Below are 19742 nucleotides of genomic sequence, written 5' to 3' on the forward strand. Positions count from 1 at the left end.
CTCTCCGGGTCGGTCGAGCGGTCGGTGCGGAGGGGGACGGGAGTCCGTCGAGACGTCGCGGGGGACGCGTCGGTGAGCGGACGACCCCGGTCGGCATCGGTCGGCTCCCGATGCGCGGGGACCCGTCCGCGGTGCGGAACGGCAGCCGGCGACGGCTACCAGATGGCGACGCGCTCGCTCGGCGGGAGCCAGAGGGCGTCGTCCTCGGTGACGTCAAAAGTAGCGTAGAACTCGTCCAGGTTGCGGACGATCTGGTTGCAGCGGAACTCCGACGGGGAGTGCGGATCGATCGCCAGCAGCCGGATGGTCTCCTCGTCGCGGGACTTCTGCTGCCAGGCCTGCGCCCACGACAGGAAGAAGCGCTGCGCGCCGGTCAGGCCGTCGATCACGGGCGACTCCTCGCCGTCCAGCGAGAGCAGGTAGGCCTTCCACGCGATGCCGAGGCCGCCGAGATCGCCGATGTTCTCCCCGATGGTGAGCGCGCCGTTGACGTGGTGGCCGGGGGTCGTGGCGGGGGCGAGCGCGTCGTACTGCGCGATCAGCGCCTTCGTGCGCTCCTCGAACGCGGCCCGGTCGTCCTCGGTCCACCAGTCGGTGAGGCGGCCGTCGCCGTCGAAGCGCGAGCCCTGGTCGTCGAAGCCGTGGCCGATCTCGTGGCCGATCACGGCGCCGATCGCGCCGTAGTTCGCCGCGGCGTCACGGGTCTCGTCGAAGAAGGGGAACTGCAGGATCGCGGCGGGGAAGACGATCTCGTTGAAGCCGGGGTTGTAGTACGCGTTGATGGTCTGCGGCGTCATGAACCACTCGTCGCGGTCCAGCGGCTTCCCGATCTTGCCGAGCTCGCGGTCGAACTCGAAGGCGGCGACGCGGCGGGCGTTGCCGACCAGGTCGGCCGGGTCGATCGAGAGGGCGGAGTAGTCGCGCCAGCGGACCGGGTAGCCGATCTTCGGGGTGAACTTCGCGAGCTTCTCCAGCGCGCGCTCGCGGGTGTCGGCGCCCATCCACTCCAGGTCCACGATCGAGCGGCGGTAGGCCTCGATCAGGTTGGCGACGAGGACGTCCATCGCGGCCTTCGCGGTCTCGGGGAAGTGCCGCTCGACGTAGATGCGGCCGACGGCCTCGCCGAGCGAGCCCTCGACGAGCGAGACGGCGCGCTTCCAGCGCTCGCGCTTCTGCGGGGTGCCGGTGAGGGTGCGGCCGTAGAAGTCGAAGTTGGCGTCGACGAAGTCGCTGGAGAGGTAGGCCGCGGCGCCGCGGATCACCTGCCAGGACAGCCAGTCGCGCCAGGCGGGGAGGCGGTCGTCGGTCAGGAGGCCGGCGAGCCCCTCGAGGAAGCTCGGCTGACGCACGACGACCTCGGCGAGCGCCCCCTCCGGAGCGCCCATCGCGGTCAGCCAGACGTCGAGGTCGATGCCGGCGGCGAGCTCGGTCGTCTCGGCCCAGGAGCGGAGGTTGTAGGTGGCCTGGCTGTCGCGGCTGCGCACCTTGTCCCAGTGCACGGCGGCGATGTCCGTCTCGAGCTCGACGATGCGCCGGGCGCGGGCCTCGGGGGCGTCGATGCCGGCGAGCTCGAGCATCCGGGCGACGAAGGGCAGGTACGCCTCGCGGACGGAGGCGAACTCCTCCTCGCGGTAGTAGCTCTCGTCGGGCAGGCCGAGGCCGCCCTGGTTGACGAAGACGAGGTAGCGCTCGGGGTCGCCCGGGTCGTTGTCGACGAAGAGGCCGAAGAGGCCGGGGACGCCCGCGCGCTCGAAGGCGCCGACGGCCTGCAGCAGCCCGGCGATCGAGTCGACGCGCTGCACGGCGGCGAGGTCGTCCGCGAGCGGAGTGGCGCCGAGCTCCTCGGCGCGCGCCTCGTCGAGGAAGGAGGTGTAGAGGTCGCCGAACATCCGCGCCTCGGTGCCGCTCGCGGCGGACTGCGCCTCGACGATGATGTCGCGGACGGCCTTCTCCGCCTCCTCCTGGAGCACGTGGAAGGAGCCGTAGCGCGCCTTGTCGCTCGGGATCTCGGTGCGGTCGATCCACAGGCCGTTCACGTGGCGGTAGAGGTCGTCCTGCGGACGCGTCGCCGGGTCGAGTTCGGGGAGGTCGATACCGGAGCGAGGCGTCGTCGAGGTCATGGCGGTAAGCCTACGTCGGGGGTCGGACACCACGGCCCCGGGGCGCGTCCTCGGCTCGTGGAACGGCCTCCGGCTCGCGGGAACCGGCTGATCCGGCGAGCCGGAGCGGATTCCGCGAGCCGGAGGTCAGCCGGTCGGCAGCAGGCCGCAGCTCAGCGGGCGAGCTGCTCCTCGACGTAGGCGCGGATCGGGGTGGTCGGGCGGCCGATCAGGCGGGCGAGCGAGCCGTCGGTCTCGCCGAGCAGGCCGTCGGCGATGTTCGCGTCGAGGCCGACGACGAAGCCGACGCCGCCCTCGGGGACGCCGGCCTCGGTGAGGATGCGGGCGTGCTCGGCGGAGTCGACGTGCGTGATCGCGGCGTCGCGGCCGGCGACCTCGCCGACGAGGGTCGCGAGCTCGTCGAAGCTCCAGGCGGTGTCGCCGGAGAGCTCGTGCACGGAGCCGATGAGCGAGGCGTCGAGCAGCGCGACGGCGGCCGCCTCGGCGTAGTCGGTGCGGGCGGCGCTGGAGACGCGGCCGTCGCCGGCGCTGGAGAGGGTGGTGCCGGTCGAGGCGAGCTCGGTGACCGTCTGCGCGTAGTTCTCGTTGTACCAGCCGTTGCGGAGGATTACGGCGGGGATGCCGGCGGCGGCGATCGCCTCCTCCGTCGCCTTGTGCTCGGGGGCCAGGATCAGCGGGCTGGTCGTCGCCTTCGGCGCGCTCGTGTAGACCAGGCGCGCGCCGGCGCGGGCTGCGGCCTCGATCGCGGCGGTGTGCTGCGCGACGCGCTTGCCCACCTCGGAGCCGGAGACGAGCAGCACGGCCTCGGCGCCGGAGAAGGCGGCGTCGAGCGAGGCCGGGTCCTCGAAGTCGGCGACGGCGGTGCGGACGCCGAGGTCGGCGGCGAGCGCCTCGAGCTTGGCGGCGTCGCGGCCAGTGGCGACGATGTCGGAGGCGGCGGTGCCGCGGGCGAGCAGGTGCTCGACGGCGAGACGGCCGAGGTGGCCGGTGGCTCCGGTGACGACGAGGGTCATGAGGGTGGTCCTTCCGTTCGTGGACGGCGCGTGGAGTGCCGACGGAGAGGGGAACCGGACCGCACCGTCGGAACTTCCCGGAATGCAGTACCCACTATTTCGTTAGTACCTGCATGAGCATCACCGCGAGCCCCCTCCTCACCGGCGACGTCTACTCCGCCGACTGCCCGAGCCGCGAGGTCTTCGGGCACGTGACGAGCAAGTGGGGCGTGCTCGTGCTCGCCGCCCTGGCCGAGCGGGGGCTGCGCTGGGGCGAGCTGCGGCGGCGGATCGGCGGCATCAGCGAGAAGATGCTGGCGCAGACCCTCCGCACCCTAGAGCAGGACGGCTTCGTCCAGCGCGAGGCGCACCCCGTCATCCCGCCGCGGGTCGACTACGCGCTGACGCCGCTCGGGGCCGAGCTGGCCGAGCGGCTGCTGCCCGTGGTCGAGTGGATCGCGGACAACGTCGGCGCAGTCCTGGCGGCCCGGGACGCCCGCCGGAGCGACGAAGGGTAGCCTCACCTTCTTGTGAGAACGTTCATGTTCCGTTCAGGGAGGGGTCTCCGCTGAGCGGCGTGCGCGTCCCCTCGCCCTGGTCGACTCGGTCGCACTGCTGCCGATCGAAGGACATCGCATGACCGACACCGCCCGCCGCCCGCTCCTCCTCCCCATGGCGGGGCACGTGCGCGGCAAGCGCAGCCCCGTCACCTGCGCCCTCAAGTGCGCCAACGCGTGCTCGACCGCCGCCTGCAACACCTCGCACAACAGCTCGTTCCGCGACATCGTCGCCCGGCAGATCTCGCGCCGCAGCGCGCTCGGCCTCGGCCTCGCCGGCGCGGTCACCGTCGCCGTCGCCTCGGCCGGCGGCGCCCCCAGCGCGGAAGCGGCCGTCGCCGGCGCCGCGGTCGGCGGCTCCCCGCTCGCCTTCACCCCGATCGCCCCGGTGCCGTACACGGTCGACGAGTTCACGGTCCCCGAGGGCTTCGCCTGGCAGCCGATCATCCGCTGGGGCGACCCGCTCTTCGCCGACAGCCCCGCGTTCGACATCCGGAACCAGACGGAGGCGGCCCAGGCCGCGCAGTTCGGCTACAACAACGACTACACCGACATCGTCGAGATCCCCGGCTCGAAGCGCCTGCGCGCCCTGCTGGTCGTGAACCACGAGTACACGAACGAGTCGATCATGTTCCCGGCCGCGCAGCTCGAGTCCGAGCCCGAGCGCGTGCGCGCCGTCGGCCGCGCCGCCCACGGCCTCAGCGTCGTCGAGCTGGTCCGCACCGCCGTCGACCGCCCCTGGGCCTACGTGCAGGGCGGCGAGCACAACCGCCGCTACCTGCTGGACACCCCGTACGAGGTCACCGGCGCCGCGGCGGGCTCGGCGCTGCTGAAGACCGTCGCCGACCCCACGGGACGCTCCGTCCTCGGCACGCTGGGCAACTGCTCCGGCGGGACCACGCCGTGGGGCACGATCCTCTCCGGCGAGGAGAACTTCAACGGATACTTCCGCGCCACCGCGACCAGCGACGCGGAGAAGCGCTACGGTCTGACCGACGCCGAGACCGCCCGCCTGTGGGAGCTCGACGACCCCCGCTTCGACGCCCGCACGCCCGGCTACGAGAACGAGCCGAACCGCTTCGGCTGGATCGTCGAGTTCGACCCCTTCGAGCCGGAGTCCACGCCGAAGAAGCACACGGCGCTCGGCCGCCTCAAGCACGAGGGCGCGAACGTCGTCGTCGCCCCCGACGGCCGCGTGGTCGCCTACCAGGGCGACGACGAGCGCTTCGACTACCTCTACAAGTTCGTCTCGAAGAAGCGCTACATCGAGGGCGACCGCGCGCACAACAAGACGCTGCTGGAGGAGGGCGACCTCTTCGTCGCGAGCTTCACCGGCGACTCCCCCGTCGCTGAGATCACCGGCACCGGCGCGGTCCCCTCCGACGGCGGCTTCGACGGCATCGGCGCCTGGCTGCCGCTCGTCCTCGACGGCGCGTCGATGATCGCCGGCATGAGCGTCGAGGAGGTGCTCGTGCACACCCGCACGGCCGCCGACATCGCCGGCGCGACCAAGATGGACCGCTGCGAGGACGTGCAGCCGAGCCTGGTCAGCGGCCGGATCTACGTGGCCTGCACCAACAACTCCAACCGCGGCACCGAGGGCAAGGAGGGGCCGACCGAGGTCAACCCGCGCACCGAGAACCGCGACGGCCACATCGTCGAGATCATCGAGGACGGCGGCGACCAGACCGGCCGCACCTTCACCTGGAACCTGCTGATGCTGTGCGGCGACGTCGCGCAGGGCGACACGGTCTACTTCTCCGGCTTCCCGGTCGACCAGGTCTCACCGATCTCCTGCCCGGACAACCTCGCCTTCGACTCCGTCGGGAACCTCTGGATCTCGACCGACGGCGCGCCCAGCGGCATCGGCTACAACGACGGCCTCTTCAAGGTGGCGCTCGAGGGCGCCGACCGCGGCCGGGTGGAGCAGTTCCTCTCGGTCCCGCGCGACGCCGAGACCTGCGGCCCGATCGTGCACGACCAGGACCAGCACGTGTTCGTGGCCGTCCAGCACCCGGGCGAGGAGGGCACCTTCGAGGCGCCGAGCTCGTACTTCCCGGACTTCGCGGCCACCGGCACCCTCGCGGCCGGGGCCGTCGCGGCGCCGCGTCCGACGATCGTGCAGATCCTGCCGGCGTCGCAGCTCGTCACGCCGACGCCCACGCCGACCGCGGGGCCGACCACGGCGCCGACCGCGACCCCGACGGCTGCGCCCACCGCGGGCCCGACCGCCGCGCCGACGACGGCGCCCACCGCCGGGCCGACGGCCGGACCGACCGCGGTTCCGACCGTTGCGCCGACCGGCACGCCCGTCCCTCTGCCCGTGGGCGGGAGCGGCGGCGGACTCGCCTCGACCGGTGTCGAGAGCGTGGGCCTCGTCGCCGGTGCCGCCGCGCTGCTGACCGCGGGCGCCGCGGCGCTCGGACTCGGCGCGCGCCGCCGCGCTGCCGGCACGGACGCCGAGCCCGAGGCCTGATCCGGGGGGCGTCTCGAGATCCACCGTCGTCCGGTGGTGGATCTCGATACGCCCGCTCCGCGGGCTACTCGATCAGCATGAAGAGGACCCGCTCCGGACCACGGCCGCGGCCCATCACATGCTGGTCGAGTAGCCCCGCAGGGGCGTATCGAGACCCCGCATCCTCAGCAGGGCAGATCTGCAGACTCCACTCCTGACGCCGGTGGATCTCGATACGCCCGCTCCGCGGGCTACTCGATCAGCATGAAGAGTGCGCTCCCCCCTCCATGTTGGTCGAGCGGCCCCGCAGGGGCGCCTCGAGACCCCGCGTCCTCAGAGGAGGCGGCGGGCCGAGGCCCAGGCGGTCAGCTCGTAGCGGGAGGAGAGCTGGAGCTTGCGGAGGACCGCGGAGACGTGGGACTCGACGGTCTTGACCGAGATGAAGAGCTCGGCGGCGGCCTCCTTGTAGGCGTAGCCGCGGGCGATGAGGCGCATCACCTCGCGCTCACGGGCCGAGAGGCGGTCGAGCTCGTCGACGGACTCCGCCTGCTCGCCGCTGAGGGCGCCGAAGGCGTCGAGGACGAAGCCGGCCAGGCGCGGCGAGAAGACGGCGTCGCCGCCGGCCACCGCGAGCACCGCGCGGCTGACCTCGGCGCCGGAGCTCGCCTTGGTGATGTAGCCGCGGGCGCCGGCGCGGATGACGCCGACCACGTCCTCCGCCGCGTCCGAGACGCTCAGAGCGAGGAAGCGCACCGCGTCGAGGTGCGCGGCGCTGCGGCGCAGGACCTCGGCGCCGCCCCCGCCCGCGCCGCCCGGCAGGTGCACGTCGAGCAGCACGACGTCGGGGCGCTCGGCCGCGACCAGCGCGACGGCGGAGTCGACGTCGGCCGCCTCGCCCACGACGTCGAGCTCGGGAGCGAGGTCGGCGCGCAGCCCGGAGCGGAAGATCGAGTGGTCGTCGACCAGCACGACGCGGGTCACCGCTCGGCCCCCGCCGGCAGGCGCAGGTGGACCTCGGTGCCCGAGCCGCCCGCTCCGGGCCGCACGGTCGCGCTGCCGCCGGCGCGCGCCATCCGCCCGACGATCGACTCGCGGATGCCGAGGCGGTCGCCGGGGAGGGCGCCGAGGTCGACTCCGGGGCCGCGGTCTCGCACGAAGACGTCGACGCCGGCGTCCGACGACTCGACGTAGACCGACACCTCGCCGCCCGCGTGCCGTGCGGCGTTGAGCATCGCCTCGCGGGTGGCGGCGAGGACGGGGGCGGCGCCCGGCACCGAGGCCCCCACCGCGACCACCTCGAGCGTCGCCGGCCAGTCGAGCTCGATCGCGGCGGCGATGGCCCGGATCTCGGCCGCGAGGTCGTTCGCGACCGGGACGTCGCGCTCGAACAGCCAGTCGCGCAGCTCCCGCTCCTGCGCGCGGGCGATGCGGGCGACCTCGCTCGAGGCGCCCGCGCGGTTCTGGATCAGGGCCAGGGTCTGCAGCACGGAGTCGTGCAGGTGCGCGGCGATCTCGGCGCGCTGCTCCTCGCGCACCCGCGCCGCCCGCTCGCCCATCAGCTCGGTCCACAGCGTGACGACCCGGGGCGCAGCGAGCACGCCCGCGGCGACGAGCAGGACCGCGACGGCGAGCACGGCGTTGACGGCGCTCGGCCGGGCCGTGAGCACGACGGCCCCGGCGACGACGAGCACGGCGCAGGAGGCGAGGCGCACGAGGACGGAGGAGCGCGCCGAGCGCGAGGGATCGCCGCGGTCGAAGCCCAGGCTCCAGGCGACCGCGCCGCCCGAGAGCAGCGCGACGGCGGCGAGCGCCCGGGTGACCTCGGCGTCCTCTCCTCCGCGCAGCGCCACCCCGACCGAGAGCGTCGCCGCGCCTGCGACGCCGACGAGCAGCGCGGCGACCGGGACGGAGCGCCGCACACCGCCCGCCTCGTCGCCGGCGTCGCGCAGGGGCACCAGCGCCCAGAGCCACAGGTAGAGGAGCCCGCCGCCGCCGCCCAGCAGCGTCGCGACGATCGTGAGGAAGCGCACCGTCCCGACGCGCAGGCGCAGGTGCTCGGCGAGCCCCGCGCACACGCCGCCGAGCACGACCCGGCGTGGCCGGCGCAGGGGCGGCCGGCCCGCGGGGACCGGACCCGAGGGGAGTGAGCCCGAGGGGAGTGAGCCCGAGGGGAGCCGCCCCGCGGGCGCTCGGCCCGGGGACGGCCGACCGCGCGGCGGGTGCGCCGCGCTGCTCGGGAGGGTGGGTGTGCTCACCCCTGCATCCAAACAGGTCGTCGGGGTCGGCGGGGCGGGAGTCGGGGTCGGATCAGGGGTTCCCCCGATGGTCGGCGGCTGTGGAGGAGGGTCACACTCGAGCCATGACAGCAGCGAGCACGACCCCGCCGGACCCGGCGCAGGAGACGGCGGGCGATCCGCCGACGCCGGACCCGACCGCCTCAGGACCCGGCGCGTCCGAGACCGGCGCGTCCGGATCCGGCGCACCCGAGACCGGCGCCCCCGGCCCCGACGCCCCCTCCGAGAACCGCTTCCTCCTCTGGCTGCGCTCGCTCGACCTCGCGCGCCGGCCCGGCTGGGTCGGCGGAGTCTGCGCCGGCGTCGCCGACCGCCTCGGCATCGACCCGCTGATCGTCCGCGGCGTCTTCGTCGTGGTCGCCGTCCTCGGCGGCCCGGCCTTCCTCTTCTATGCGGCCGCCTGGCTGCTGCTGCCCGACGAGGACGGCGTGCTGCCGGTCGAGGAGCTGCTCCGCGGTCGCCTGACCCGCGTGCACGCCGGCATCGGCGCCCTGGTGCTCGCCTCGATGCTGCCCGTCGCGCAGGGCTTCTGGTCGCTCGGCGGCGCCTACACGGGAGCTGCGCCCTGGGCGCCCGCCACCGGCCGCGCCCTCTGGACCGTCGTCGTCCTGGTGCTCACCGTGCTCTTCGTGGTCTGGATCGCCCGCCGGGCCGGCCGCGCCGAAAGGACGCCACCGCCGCCGTACGGCAGCCCGGAGGGACCCGGTGCCTCGACCGCCGGCTACCCCGCCCCCACCGGCGACCCGGCGAGCACCGCTCCCCTCCTCCCCCCGCAGCGCCCGACCGAGGCGCGGCCGAGCACCCCGGAGGACCTCGCGCGGTGGCGCGAGCGCCAGGAGGAGTGGAAGGCCGAGCGGGAGGCGTTCCGCGCCCAGGAGAGCGCGACCGCCCGCGAGACCGCACGAGCCCGCGCCGAGGAGTCGAGACTCCGGGCCGCCGCGATCACCGCGGCCCGCCTCGAGCGCCGCCGGCTGCACCGCGAGGCGAACCCGCGGCTGCGGAGGAGCGTCACTCTGCTGGTGCTCGGCCTGGCGGCCGTCGCCGGCGCGATCGCGTCGCTCACCGTCTCCGGCTCGACCGCGACGGTCGTGGGCTTCAGCGTCGCGACCCTGGTGCTCGGGCTCGCGATCGTGGCGGCCGGGCTGCTCCGCCGGCGCGCGATCCTCCTGATCGCGGTCTCGGTGATCACGGTGCTGACGGCCTCGACGGCGTCGCTCGTCCCGCCGGAGCGCCAGCTGCTGCCCCTCCTCAGCTCCTACGGCGTCTCGAACGCGACGCCCGGCAGCTACGCGATGGTGGCGGGCGACCTGCAGATCACGATCGACCCGTCGCTGGGTGATCCGGGTGCGGTGATCGACGTCTGGCAGGGCGCCGGGAACATCACCGTCATGCCGATGGAGGGGGCGGCGGTCCGCCTCGAGGCGTCCACGGCGAACGGCTACTACTGGCTGACCACCGCCTTCGCCGACGGCGACGTGGGTTCCGACCCGGAGGACGTCGCGTACAGCCGCGACGGAGCCACCTGGACGCAGACCTTCGGCGACCCGGACGCCGAGCCGGTCGTCGTCCGGATCGCGCAGGGCCGCGGCGGGGTCACCGTCTACGACCGGACCTCCGAGGACTCGACCAGCGGCGCCGCACTCGACCCGGACGGCACTGCGACCGCGGAGCCGACGTCGGAGGCGACCGCGACCGCGACCGACCTCCCCGCCCCGACGGACCCCACCACCACGACAGACCCCGGCGTCACGCCCGGAACCGAGAGCACGACCCCGACGGAGGCAGGACGATGACCGCGCAGAGCACCACCGCCACGCAGACCAGCACCGCCACCGAGACCGCAAAGCGGCCCAGGATCCGCGCCGGCGCGATCGTCTGGGGGCTGGTCCAGGCCGTCGTCGCGGTCCTCCTGCTCCTCCTCGCCGCCGACGCCGGTCTGCGCAGCGCCGTCGTCGACTGGGCGCTCTCGCTCGGTCCGGCCGGCGCCGCCGCGATCGCGATCGCCGCGCTCGGCACGATCGCCCTCCTGATCGGCCTCGTCCGGGTCCTCGACCGGCGCTGACGCGCGGCAGGGCAGGGAGGCGACCGACGTCCGTGGGGTGACGGGTCTCCTACGAAAGATCACCTAGTCCGTATGGGAAACCCATGCTGATCGAGTAGCCCGCGGAGCGGGCGTATCGAGATCCACGAGCGTCAGAAGGACGAGTCTGCAGACCCGCCCTTGCTGGTGACGGTGGGTCTCGATACGCCCCTGCGGGGCTACTCGACCAACATGACGCGGCGCAGCCGCGTCCTTTCCCTCACCACCGAGACGCGAAGCGGCTTCGCCGCTCGATACGCCCCTGCGGGGCTGCTCGACCAGCATGCAGAGACGCCCCTGCGGGACTACTCGACCAGCATGCAGAGACGCCGGGGCTGCTCGACCGGCATGCAGGCGGGCGTCTCCTCCCAGGAGATCGGGCCCGGAGCGGCGCACCCGTGCACCCGCAACCCCCTAGGCCGAGGCCGGACTCGAGCGCAGACTCGCAGTCCGGCCTCCGCTGCGTGCCCGGGCTCCGGCCCGCCCGCGGACAGGCGCTCCCCCTCCCCCGAATCGAGACCGCCGATGCCCCACGCCGCCCGCAGGACGCTCCGATGGAGCTGAGCATCGCCGCCGTCATCGGCGTAGCGGTCCTCGTGGCCGTCGCCGCGTTCGCCCGCCGCCTCGGGGTCGCCGCCCCCATCGCGCTGGTGCTCGCCGGCGTCGGGCTGTCCTTCCTCCCCGGGGTCCCCGAGGTCGTCGTGCCGCACGAGTGGGTGCTCGACGGCGTGCTGCCGCCGCTGCTCTACGCCGCGGCGATCAGCGTGCCGTTCGTCGACTTCCGCCGGAACATCGCCACGATCAGCGGCCTCTCGGTCGTGCTCGTGCTGATCTCGGCCGCCGGGATCGGCGCGCTGCTGTTCGTCCTGCTGCCCGAGCTGGGCCTGCCGCTCGCGATCGCGGTCGGCGCGATCATCAGCCCGCCCGACGCGGTGGCCGCCACGAGCGTCGGGCGGCGCCTCGGCCTGCCGCCGAGGCTGCTGACCCTGCTCGAGGGCGAGGGGCTGATCAACGACGCGACGGCCCTGGTGCTGCTGCGCTCGGCCCTCGCCGCCGCGGCCGGCACCCTCGCGACGCCGTGGGCGGCGGCCGGCGACTTCCTCTACGCCGTGGTGGTGGCCGTGATCGTCGGCCTGGTCGCGAGCATCGTCACCGTCTTCGTCCGCTCGCGCCTGGAGGACCCGGTGCTCAACACCGTCGTCTCCTTCGTCGTGCCGTTCGTCGCCTTCATCCCGGCCGAGAGCCTCGGCGCCTCGGGCGTGCTCGCGGTCGTCGTCGCCGGCCTGCACACCGGGCACGCCTCCTCGCGCGCCTTCACCGCGCAGTCGCGGGTGAACGACCGCATCAACTGGCGCACCGTGCAGTTCCTGCTCGAGAACGGCGTCTTCCTGCTGATCGGGCTCGAGATCCGCAGCCTGATCCAGGACGCCGACAGCGCCGCCCTGACCATCCCGGCCGCGGTCGGCATCGGGCTCGTCGCCACCGCTGGGCTGATCGTGGTGCGCTTCGCCTGGGTGGGGCCGGTGCTGCTCGGCGAGCGCTGGCAGACGCGCCGGGCCGAGCGGCGGGCGCGCGAGCAGAAGGAGCTGCTCGAGTCGACGGACGGCGTGCGGCTGCCGCGCGAGGAGCTCGGCCGGGCCAGGCGCCGCTACCAGCTGCGCCGCTCCGACTACCGCCACTTCAGCAGTAACGGCCTGGGCTGGCGAGGCGGCCTGGTGCTGGGCTGGTCGGGCATGCGCGGCGTGGTCACCCTCGCCGCCGCGCAGTCGCTGCCGGAGGACATCCCCTACCGCCCGCAGCTGGTGCTGATCGCCTTCACGGTGGCGGTGTCGACGCTGCTGATCCAGGGCAGCACCTTGCCGCTGCTGATCCGCGCCACCGGGATCCGCGGGGTCGACGTGCCGGAGGACCAGCGCGAGCTCGCGGGCCTGCTCGACGAGATCACCGAGAAAGGGCTCTCGATCCTCGAGACGCCCGGCGAGGTGGTCGAGGGCGTCGACGAGGTCGATCCCGATGTGCTCGAGCGCGTGCGCCAGACCTCGTTCCTCCGCTCGGAGGCGGCCTGGGAGCGGGCGCGCGGCTCCCGGCGCGACGCGGCCGACACCCCGCACCGCCTCTACCGGGCGCTGCGGCTCGCGGTCGTCTCGGCCGAGCGCGAGGCCCTGCTCGACGCGCGGTCGCGGCGGGCGTACCCGCAGCGGATCCTCGGCCAGGCGCAGGCGCTGCTCGACCTCGAGGAGACCCGGCTGCGGCTGCGGCGCGGCTCGACCTCATAGGCGCGGAGACGAGGGCCGTCCGCGCGCTCCCACTCCGCGTGCCCCCCTGGCCACCGATGCGATTCGACGCTCGTCCACGCCACCGACTGCGAGCGGAAGCACCCCCGTCCGGGGGACAGGCGGGCCCCCCTGTCGGGGTACTCGGCCTTCTCGGCCCGGAGGAGAGCCGAGGAGCCCGCGGGTCTGTCAAGATCGGACTGCTCTCGCGCATCGCCAGGGTCCGCCGCGCGGACTCACGACTCGACAGGATCGGCACCAGTGGGAATTCGCGAATACGGACGCCTCCTCCGCCGGGGCTGGCTCATCATCTCGGTCTGCGTCGCCCTCGGGCTCGCCATCGCGTCCGCGGCGACGGTCGCCTCCGACGCCGAGTACCGCGCGCAGACGACCGTGTTCGTCTCGGTCGCGACCGTCACCAACCAGTCGAGCGCCGAGGTCGGCGCGTCCTTCACGAGCGCGGAGGCGCGCGTCGCCTCCTACGTCGCCCTCGTCGACTCGAGCTCGGTGCTGCAGCCCGTGATCGACCGGCTCCAGCTCGACCTCTCGGTCGGCGACCTCGCCGACGAGGTCACCGCCGCCGCCCTGCCCGGAACGGTCATCATGAGCATCGACGTCGTCGACGACGAGGCCCAGCGCGCGGCCGACATCGCCGACGCGGTCGCGCAGAGCCTCAGCGCCTACGTCGCCCAGATCGAGGCGCCGGCCGACGGCGGTCCGAGCCGCGTCGACGTGAAGGTCCTCGAGTCGGCCGTGGCGCCCAGCTCGCCGCTCAGCCCCGACCTGCTGGTCTACCTGATCCTGGGCGGCGCCACCGGACTGATCGTGGGCGTCGGCATCGTCGTCCTGCGCTCGCTCGGCGACGGGAGGATCCGCTCGGCGAAGGACGTCGCGAGCGGCACCTCGCTGCCGGTGCTCGAGTCGATCCCGTACGACGCCGCGATCCGCCGGACGCCGCTGGTCGTGGACGGCCGCAGCGCCGTCGCCGAGTCGTTCCGGATGCTGCGCACCACCATCCTCTTCGGCTCCGGCGCCCGCGAGCGCACCCTGCTCGTGACGTCGGCGCGGGACGGCGACGGCAAGAGCACCGTCGTGGCCAACCTCGCCGCCTCGATCGCCCAGGTCGGCCGGACCGTCGTCGTCATCGACGCCGATCTGCGCGCCCCCGCCCAGGCCGGCCTCTTCGGCATCCCCGACGGCGGCCCCACCCTCGGCGAGCTGCTGCGCTCGGGCAGCCTCCCCGTCGACGCCGAGCTGTCGGTGAGCGCCGGCGGCGTGACCGTCCTCCCCGCGGGCACCGCCACCGCGAACCCCAGCGACCTGCTCGGCACGCCGACGATGGAGCGCGTCGTCCGCTACCTCTCCCGCCACTTCGACCACGTCGTCATCGACGCCCCCGCGATCCTCACCGCGACCGACGCCGTGCTCCTCAGCACCCTCGTGGGCACGACGGTGCTGGTGGCGGGAGCCGGTGTGTCGTCCTCGGCCGACCTCGCCTCGGCCGCCGACCGCCTACGCGATGTGGGTGGCGACGTGCTCGGTGCCGTCGTCGCCCGCGCCCCCAGCGGCGCGCCGGTCGCGACGCCGGCCTGAGCCCGGCCCGCCCGTCGTCCGCGTCCCGCGGCGGCCGGCGACGGCGTCCGGAGCCGGAGTCGCGACGGGTGCTCCCGAGGCGCGGCGGCCGCTGCCGACCGCCCCGTCCGCGGCCCTGCGGCCGTGCGGAGCTCCGGAGTCGCCGTCCGCGCCGTCGACGGCCGGACCCGAGGCGGCGGACCGGCCCGCCGAGCGCGAGGGCGCCCCTGCGGCCGCAGCCTCCGCGGGCCCGGCATGCGCACCGAGGGGCGCGCCCTCGACGCGCTCGCCCTCCGCGGCAGGATCGGCGGGCCCGCCGCCGGACTGCGCCGCGCCGGCCGGACGCTCCCCCGCGCCGGCGCCCCGCACAGCGACGAGCCCCATGCCGCAGACGATCCAGAGCGTGTACGCCACCGGCCCCTCCTGCAGCGTGGGCAGCACCGTGTAGCTGACCAGCGTGCCCGCCACCGCGGCCGTCACCAGGAAGCCGTCGAGGGTGCGGGCGCGCAGCCCGCTGACGAACAGGTAGACCAGCAGCGCCGCGAACAGCAGCATCACCAGGATCCCCGACTCGATCGCGAGCACGAGGAAGAAGCTCTCGACCAGCACCGCATCCGTCGAGTACAGCTGCGCCCGCGGGCCCACCTTGCCCAGGCCGAAGCCGAACGGATGCGACACCAGGAACGGCAGATTCTCGATGAGGCTGTCGCTGTGCCCGATCAGCGACGGGTCGGCGACGTGCGAGATGACCTTGTCGATGTAGAGGTAGAGCGTGACTCCGCCGATCGCCGCGGCGGTCGAGACGGTGAGCATCGCCCAGACGAGCATCGGCCGGCTCCGGAACAGCGCCCACGCGACGAGCACGACCGCCAGGATCGCGAGCCCGATGTAGCCGCTGCGCGACTGGGTCAGGTAGATCGCGACGAGCGGCAGGAGGGTGAGCGCGCCCTTCAGCCAGATCGGCCAGCGCGGCCGCGTCCAGAGCACCGCGAGCGCGATCGTGGTCGCGACGGCGCTCTCGTTCGGCGCGCTGTACGGGCTGAAGCCCCGGGGCACGATGCTGCCGGCGACGAAGAGGGAGGAGGGGAACGGCGCGTCGGGAGCGAGCGGGAAGACGCCGAGGGTGAACAGCCAGTCGAGCCCCTGGTTCCAGGTGAGGATCGTCGTGATCGAGGCGGCCTGCGAGACGACGACGAAGGCGGTGGCGACGATCGCGAGGTGGCGCCGCTCGAGCACCGCTGGCGTGACGATCAGCGCCAGGAACGGCAGGAAGTCGTTGCGCCAGCCGTACGCGGCCTGGATCGGGTTCGGCGTCCAGACCGCCGACACCGCGCCGAGCGCGACGATCATCAGCACCAGGACCACGACCGGCACCGGCACGCGCCGGATCCGCCCGGTGACCACGACGAGGATGAAGAGACCGAGGATCACCGCGTCCTTGATCGCGCCGAACGCCGTCGCCACGACGCCGTCCAGGAAGGCGGAGGTGACGCCGTTGGCGGGCAGCACGGCCACCAGCAGGAGGATCCCGAGCCAGGGCAGGTCGAGTCCCTGGCCGTCGCTGCGGCCGAGGAGGCGCCGGAGCACACCGGGCACCGCCTGGCGCCGCGCGCTCGACGCGACGGCGGCCGACGGCCCCGCGCTCGGCCGCGGCGCGCCCGCGCGACGCGACGCCGGCGCGCTCCGGGTCACGCCGCCCCGCCCCTGGTGGTCAGCCGACGGACGACGAGCGGGACGTCGGAGGGCCGGGGCACGATCGTGCGAGCCGGCGGGCGGATCGCCAGGAGCATCACGATCAGCGCCATCAGGATCCCGCTCGCGTTCGCGATCGCGGCGGCGACCGCTCCGTTCGCCGGCCCGAAGGTGAGCAGCAGCACCAGGCAGGTGATCAGGCCCGCTCCCTGCGCCAGCGTCAGTCGGAGCCCGCTGTTGCGCGCCGACAGCACCTCGCCGGCGCTGACGGTTACCACCACGAAGATCGAGCCGACGATCGCGAACATCACCGCGGGCAGCGCCTCCTCGAAGGCGGAGCCGAACAGGAACGGCACTCCCCAGGGCGAGATCACGGCGAGGAACACGGCGGAGGCGAGGCCGACGACGAACGCCGAGCGCAGCGCGTCGCCGGTCGCGGTGATGCGCGCGCGCCCCTCCGTCCGGGTGATGTCGGAGAAGACCGGCGCCGCGACCGCGTGCGCGAGGAAGACCGGCAGCGTGCCGATCGTGACGGCGACCGAGTAGAGCCCCGCCTGGTGCGCGCCGATCAGGGGCAGCATGATCACCTGGTCGAGCCGCTGGTACGCGGCGTCGGACGCCTGCGCCCCGTAGAAGGTCGCGCTGCCGCGCAGGAGCGGCCGCCACGGTGCGGGCCGGGAGCCGCGGGTGCGGTTGAGCAGCGAGCCGATGACGGCCGTCATCAGCGACCCGGCGAAGTTCGCCCAGATCACCCCGGCGACGGTGATGGAGTCGAGGAGGAAGAGCAGCAGGATCCCGCCGACGTAGACCACCGGCTGGGTCGCCTGCAGCAGCGCCACCGCGCCGAAGCGGCGCTGCGCCCCCACCACGCCGATGTCGACCATCCAGCTCACCATCAGGGGCGTGCCGGTGATCGCGACGAAGACCGCGACGGTCGCCGCCTCGTCGAGGGAGGAGAGAAAGGTGGAGGTGACCAGCCAGGCCACCAGCGCGGCCGGCACCGCGGTCAGCAGCGCGAGGCGCCGTGCCGTGCGCACCGCACCCAGGTCGCCCGCGGCCAGCACGCGCCGGCGGATCTCGAGGGGCATGCCGAAGGCGAGGACGATCGGGATCAGGTACATCGCCGCGAGGGACGCGGCGGTCTCGCCGCGCCCGCTCGGGCCGAGCGACTGCGCGATGATCGGCGCGCTCACGAGTCCGAGCGCCGCGACCGAGAGCCGGCTCGCCAGCATCGCGATGGGCGAGTTGAGCAGTCGCAGCAGGCCGCTCACGACTGACCCGCCGAGGCCGACGCGACCGCGGCCAGCAGCCGCTCCTCGAAGCCGTCGAGGTCGAAGGCGCCGGTCTCGTCCTGCACGGTGAGGTGCAGGCAGTCCCGCATCGGGGCGAGCTCGACCCAGACCCCGAGCGGGAGGTGCAGGTGCGTGGGCAGCCCGCCGATGATCGTGTCGGGCTCGATCCGCGGGAGCAGCTCCTCCGCGACCGCGACCTCGCCGGTGGGCAGCGAGACGTGGATCTCGAGCGGGACCCGCGGAGTCTGGGCGGGGACGCGCCGCGTGGAGAGCGGGTGGCGCACCGCGTTCTTCACGGCGAGCAGCACGCTCGCGAGCAGCCAGGTGACGGGCAGCCCCGACTTGGTCGCCGCGGTCACGCGCTCGGCGAGCGCCGTCGCGGACCAGTCGTCGACGAGCAGGCGGCCCATCGGCAGCGACGGCGAGAAGTTGCCGTCGACGTCGTGGCCCTTGGCCAGCCAGCGCCGCGCGTCCACCGGGATCACCACGCGGAAGTCGGCGCCGTCGCGGGAGCAGTCCCGCAGGCAGCGCAGGACGAGGCTCGCGGTCTTGAGCGAGAGCGGCGGGCGGGCGGGGCGGCGGTCGCCGCGGGCCTGCTCGGGGGTCGCGGCGATGCTCCGGAGCGTCTCGGCGGTCAGCACGGTCGTGACCAGCTGGTTGCGGGCGACCGACTCCGCCTTGGTCAGGGTGCGCTCGAACGGATAGGCGGTGGCGGTCTCGGCTGTCACCGTGCGGAAGGTGTCGCGCGCCGTCCGGACGCCGGCGAGCCCGGTCAGCGAGAAGCGGCGCATCAGCTCGAGCAGGGGGCGCGGCGAGCGCGGCCGCTCCGGCGCGTTGTCGGGCCCCGGAGCGCCGAGCTTCTCGATCACGAGCCGGATGATCTCGGTCGCGCCCGTCCCGTCGAAGAGCCCGTGCGGGAGGCAGAAGCCGACCGTGGGCCCGTCCACGAGGAGGCGGACGGGGAGCTCGCCCGCGGCGAAGCCGGACTCGAGGAGCCGCCGGAACAGCTCCGGGCGCGGGAGCGGCGCGTCCTCGACCACCTCGACGGCGCGATCGACGGCGGCCAGCGCGGTCGCGCGGTCGACGCTCCGCCAGCCGGAGGCGCCGGTGCGCAGGCGGAGCAGCGGCCGGCCCCGCGGCGAGGAGATCACGTCGCGCAGGGCGGTGCGCACCTTCGCCGGGGTGACGCCGGTCAGCGGACCGACGAGGTAGCTGATGAGGAGCGGGTCGTAGCCGAGGTCGCGCAGGAGGGTCACGCCCGCCTCGCGCTCTCCACCGAGCGGGACCGGCGCCGGGAGGCGATGGCGCCGAGCAGGGACTGCTCGTACGCGGCGTTCACCTCGGCCCAGGCGTAGGAGGTGATCGCCCGCTCCAGCCCGAGGCGCGCCCGGCGCTCCTGCTCCTCGCTGTCCTCGAGCAGCGCCAGCACGCCGTCGGCGATCGCGTCGGCCTCGGGAGCCACGAAGCCGCCGGCCTCGCGGAGCACCTCGCGGTTGAAGACCGTGTCGCGGGCCACCACCGGCGCGCCGCAGGCCATCGCCTGCACCAGCGCGGGGTTCGTGCCGCCGACGCTGTGACCGTGGAAGTAGGCCCCGGCGTGCTGCCAGAGCGAGTGCAGCCGGACGTCGTCGTTCACGTGGCCGAACCAGTGCACCCGCGGGTTCGCGGTGGCGAGCGCGCGGACCGCGTCCTCGAGAGGACCGCCGTAACCGGAGGAGCCGACGATCACGACGTCGTGCGTGCGCGAGATGCGCGCCGCGGCCTCGACGAACTCGGGGACGGTGTTCTCGGGGACGAACCGCGCCACGAGGAGGGCGTAGCCGCGGTGGGTCAGCCCCGGCTCGACCGGGTGGTCCGGCGGCACGTCGCCGCCGTAGGGGATGACGTCGCCCTCGCGCCCGAACTCGCTCTGCCAGCGCGCCTCGATCGCCTCGGCGTCGTAGATGATGCGGTCCGCGTGGCGAGCCGTCCAGACCGCTCCCTGGTGGAAGACGGACTTCGCGAACCGCCCCCACTTCGCGCGGTCCCACTCGATGCCGTCGACGTTGACGACGGTCGGGATCCCGCGCATCTTCAGCAGCGGCAGCCAGAAGCCGTTCGCGCAGTTGAGCACCAGCGCCACGTCCGGCTTGCGCAGCACCGCGTCCATGCTCGAGGTCAGCCCGTAGGAGAGCGTGCTGAGCGAGCGCGACTCGATGCCGTGCGTGATCCGGGTCCGCACCCGCGCATCGCGGTCGACGTCGTCCAGCGTCGTGGTGCCGGGGCGGCCGTAGACGAGGACGTCCCAGCCCTGCTCGGCGAGATAGGGCGCCAACCGGCGGACCGCTGTCTCGAATCCGCCGTAATAGCTCGGATATCCCCGTGTGCCGATGATCGCGACGGTTCTGACCATGTCCCGGAACTTCCCCTCATCGA

General features: G+C 74.1%; 13 protein-coding genes and 1 pseudogene. 6 read left to right on the forward strand and 8 right to left on the reverse strand.

Features of this window, described 5'->3' with window-relative positions:
* Positions 1–155: 155 nt before the first annotated feature.
* Positions 156–2120 (reverse strand): M13 family metallopeptidase, encoded by a 1965-nt coding sequence (locus HQQ86_RS14140; RefSeq protein ID WP_173288928.1) that lies wholly within the window; start codon positions 2118–2120, stop codon positions 156–158.
* A gap of 152 nt (positions 2121–2272) precedes the next feature.
* A complete protein-coding gene (locus tag HQQ86_RS14145; protein ID WP_173288929.1) occupies positions 2273–3133 on the reverse strand; it encodes an NmrA family NAD(P)-binding protein in 861 nt (286 codons plus the stop codon).
* 113 nt (positions 3134–3246) lie between these two features.
* On the opposite strand from HQQ86_RS14145, the gene HQQ86_RS14150 reads away from it, so the two are divergent.
* Together HQQ86_RS14150 and HQQ86_RS14155 are read left to right on the forward strand one after the other, a co-directional pair.
* A complete protein-coding gene (locus tag HQQ86_RS14150; protein WP_173288930.1) occupies positions 3247–3630 on the forward strand; it encodes a helix-turn-helix domain-containing protein in 384 nt (127 codons plus the stop codon).
* A gap of 118 nt (positions 3631–3748) precedes the next feature.
* Positions 3749–5797 (forward strand): annotated as a pseudogene (locus tag HQQ86_RS14155) (PhoX family phosphatase); the annotation flags it as partial.
* A gap of 660 nt (positions 5798–6457) precedes the next feature.
* On the opposite strand, the gene HQQ86_RS14160 reads toward HQQ86_RS14155, so the two are convergent.
* Positions 6458–7105 carry a response regulator transcription factor gene (locus tag HQQ86_RS14160; RefSeq protein WP_123447181.1) on the reverse strand — a complete coding sequence of 216 codons (648 nt, stop codon included), beginning with the start codon at positions 7103–7105 and terminating at the stop codon, positions 6458–6460.
* A complete protein-coding gene (locus HQQ86_RS14165; RefSeq protein WP_173289390.1) occupies positions 7102–8232 on the reverse strand; it encodes an ATP-binding protein in 1131 nt (376 codons plus the stop codon). The genes HQQ86_RS14160 and HQQ86_RS14165 overlap by 4 nt, the downstream gene beginning before the upstream one ends.
* A 251-nt stretch (positions 8233–8483) precedes the next feature.
* On the opposite strand from HQQ86_RS14165, the gene HQQ86_RS14170 reads away from it, so the two are divergent.
* From HQQ86_RS14170 to HQQ86_RS22100, 4 genes are all read left to right on the forward strand, one after another.
* Complete coding sequence (locus HQQ86_RS14170) at positions 8484–10211, forward strand: PspC domain-containing protein (RefSeq protein WP_173288932.1); 1728 nt, start codon at positions 8484–8486, stop codon at positions 10209–10211.
* Positions 10208–10480, forward strand: a complete 273-nt coding sequence (locus HQQ86_RS14175) for a hypothetical protein (protein ID WP_173288933.1) — start codon at positions 10208–10210, stop codon at positions 10478–10480. Before HQQ86_RS14170 ends, HQQ86_RS14175 begins: the two co-directional genes overlap by 4 nt.
* 572 nt (positions 10481–11052) lie before the next feature.
* A complete protein-coding gene (locus HQQ86_RS14180) occupies positions 11053–12774 on the forward strand; it encodes a sodium:proton antiporter (protein WP_173288934.1) in 1722 nt (573 codons plus the stop codon).
* Positions 12775–13032: 258 nt separating this feature from the next.
* Complete coding sequence (locus HQQ86_RS22100; protein ID WP_173288935.1) at positions 13033–14364, forward strand: polysaccharide biosynthesis tyrosine autokinase; 1332 nt, start codon at positions 13033–13035, stop codon at positions 14362–14364.
* Here HQQ86_RS22100 and HQQ86_RS14190 read toward each other — a convergent pair.
* Genes HQQ86_RS14190 through HQQ86_RS14205 form a run of 4 tightly spaced genes read right to left on the reverse strand, consistent with a single transcriptional unit; the run spans position 14284 to position 19719 of the window.
* Positions 14284–16035: an O-antigen ligase gene (locus HQQ86_RS14190; protein ID WP_173288936.1), complete on the reverse strand. Its 1752-nt coding sequence runs from the start codon at positions 16033–16035 to the stop codon at positions 14284–14286. The genes HQQ86_RS22100 and HQQ86_RS14190 overlap by 81 nt on opposite strands.
* Positions 16032–17306, reverse strand: coding sequence for an oligosaccharide flippase family protein (locus tag HQQ86_RS14195; RefSeq protein WP_173288937.1), 1275 nt, complete (start codon positions 17304–17306; stop codon positions 16032–16034). The genes HQQ86_RS14190 and HQQ86_RS14195 overlap by 4 nt, the downstream gene beginning before the upstream one ends.
* Entirely contained in the window at positions 17303–18583 is a 1281-nt protein-coding gene (locus HQQ86_RS14200) for a hypothetical protein (RefSeq protein WP_173288938.1), read from the reverse strand. The genes HQQ86_RS14195 and HQQ86_RS14200 overlap by 4 nt, the downstream gene beginning before the upstream one ends.
* Positions 18580–19719: a glycosyltransferase gene (locus HQQ86_RS14205; protein WP_173288939.1), complete on the reverse strand. Its 1140-nt coding sequence runs from the start codon at positions 19717–19719 to the stop codon at positions 18580–18582. The genes HQQ86_RS14200 and HQQ86_RS14205 overlap by 4 nt, the downstream gene beginning before the upstream one ends.
* Between the last annotated feature and the right edge of the window lie 23 nt (positions 19720–19742).

It is taken from the genome of Rathayibacter sp. VKM Ac-2857, assembly GCF_013205025.1.
In the GTDB taxonomy this organism is placed as follows: Bacteria; Actinomycetota; Actinomycetes; order Actinomycetales; family Microbacteriaceae; genus Rathayibacter.

What these genes read in the sequence shown, in the direction of transcription:
- HQQ86_RS14140 (WP_173288928.1), bottom strand. Translation starts at nt 2,120, where the DNA reads ATGACCTCGACGACGCCTCGCTCCGGTATCGACCTCCCCGAACTCGAC.
- HQQ86_RS14145 (WP_173288929.1), bottom strand. Translation starts at nt 3,133, where the DNA reads ATGACCCTCGTCGTCACCGGAGCCACCGGCCACCTCGGCCGTCTCGCC.
- HQQ86_RS14150 (WP_173288930.1), top strand. Translation starts at nt 3,247, where the DNA reads ATGAGCATCACCGCGAGCCCCCTCCTCACCGGCGACGTCTACTCCGCC.
- HQQ86_RS14170 (WP_173288932.1), top strand. Translation starts at nt 8,484, where the DNA reads ATGACAGCAGCGAGCACGACCCCGCCGGACCCGGCGCAGGAGACGGCG.
- HQQ86_RS14175 (WP_173288933.1), top strand. Translation starts at nt 10,208, where the DNA reads ATGACCGCGCAGAGCACCACCGCCACGCAGACCAGCACCGCCACCGAG.
- HQQ86_RS14180 (WP_173288934.1), top strand. Translation starts at nt 11,053, where the DNA reads ATGGAGCTGAGCATCGCCGCCGTCATCGGCGTAGCGGTCCTCGTGGCC.
- HQQ86_RS14205 (WP_173288939.1), bottom strand. Translation starts at nt 19,719, where the DNA reads ATGGTCAGAACCGTCGCGATCATCGGCACACGGGGATATCCGAGCTAT.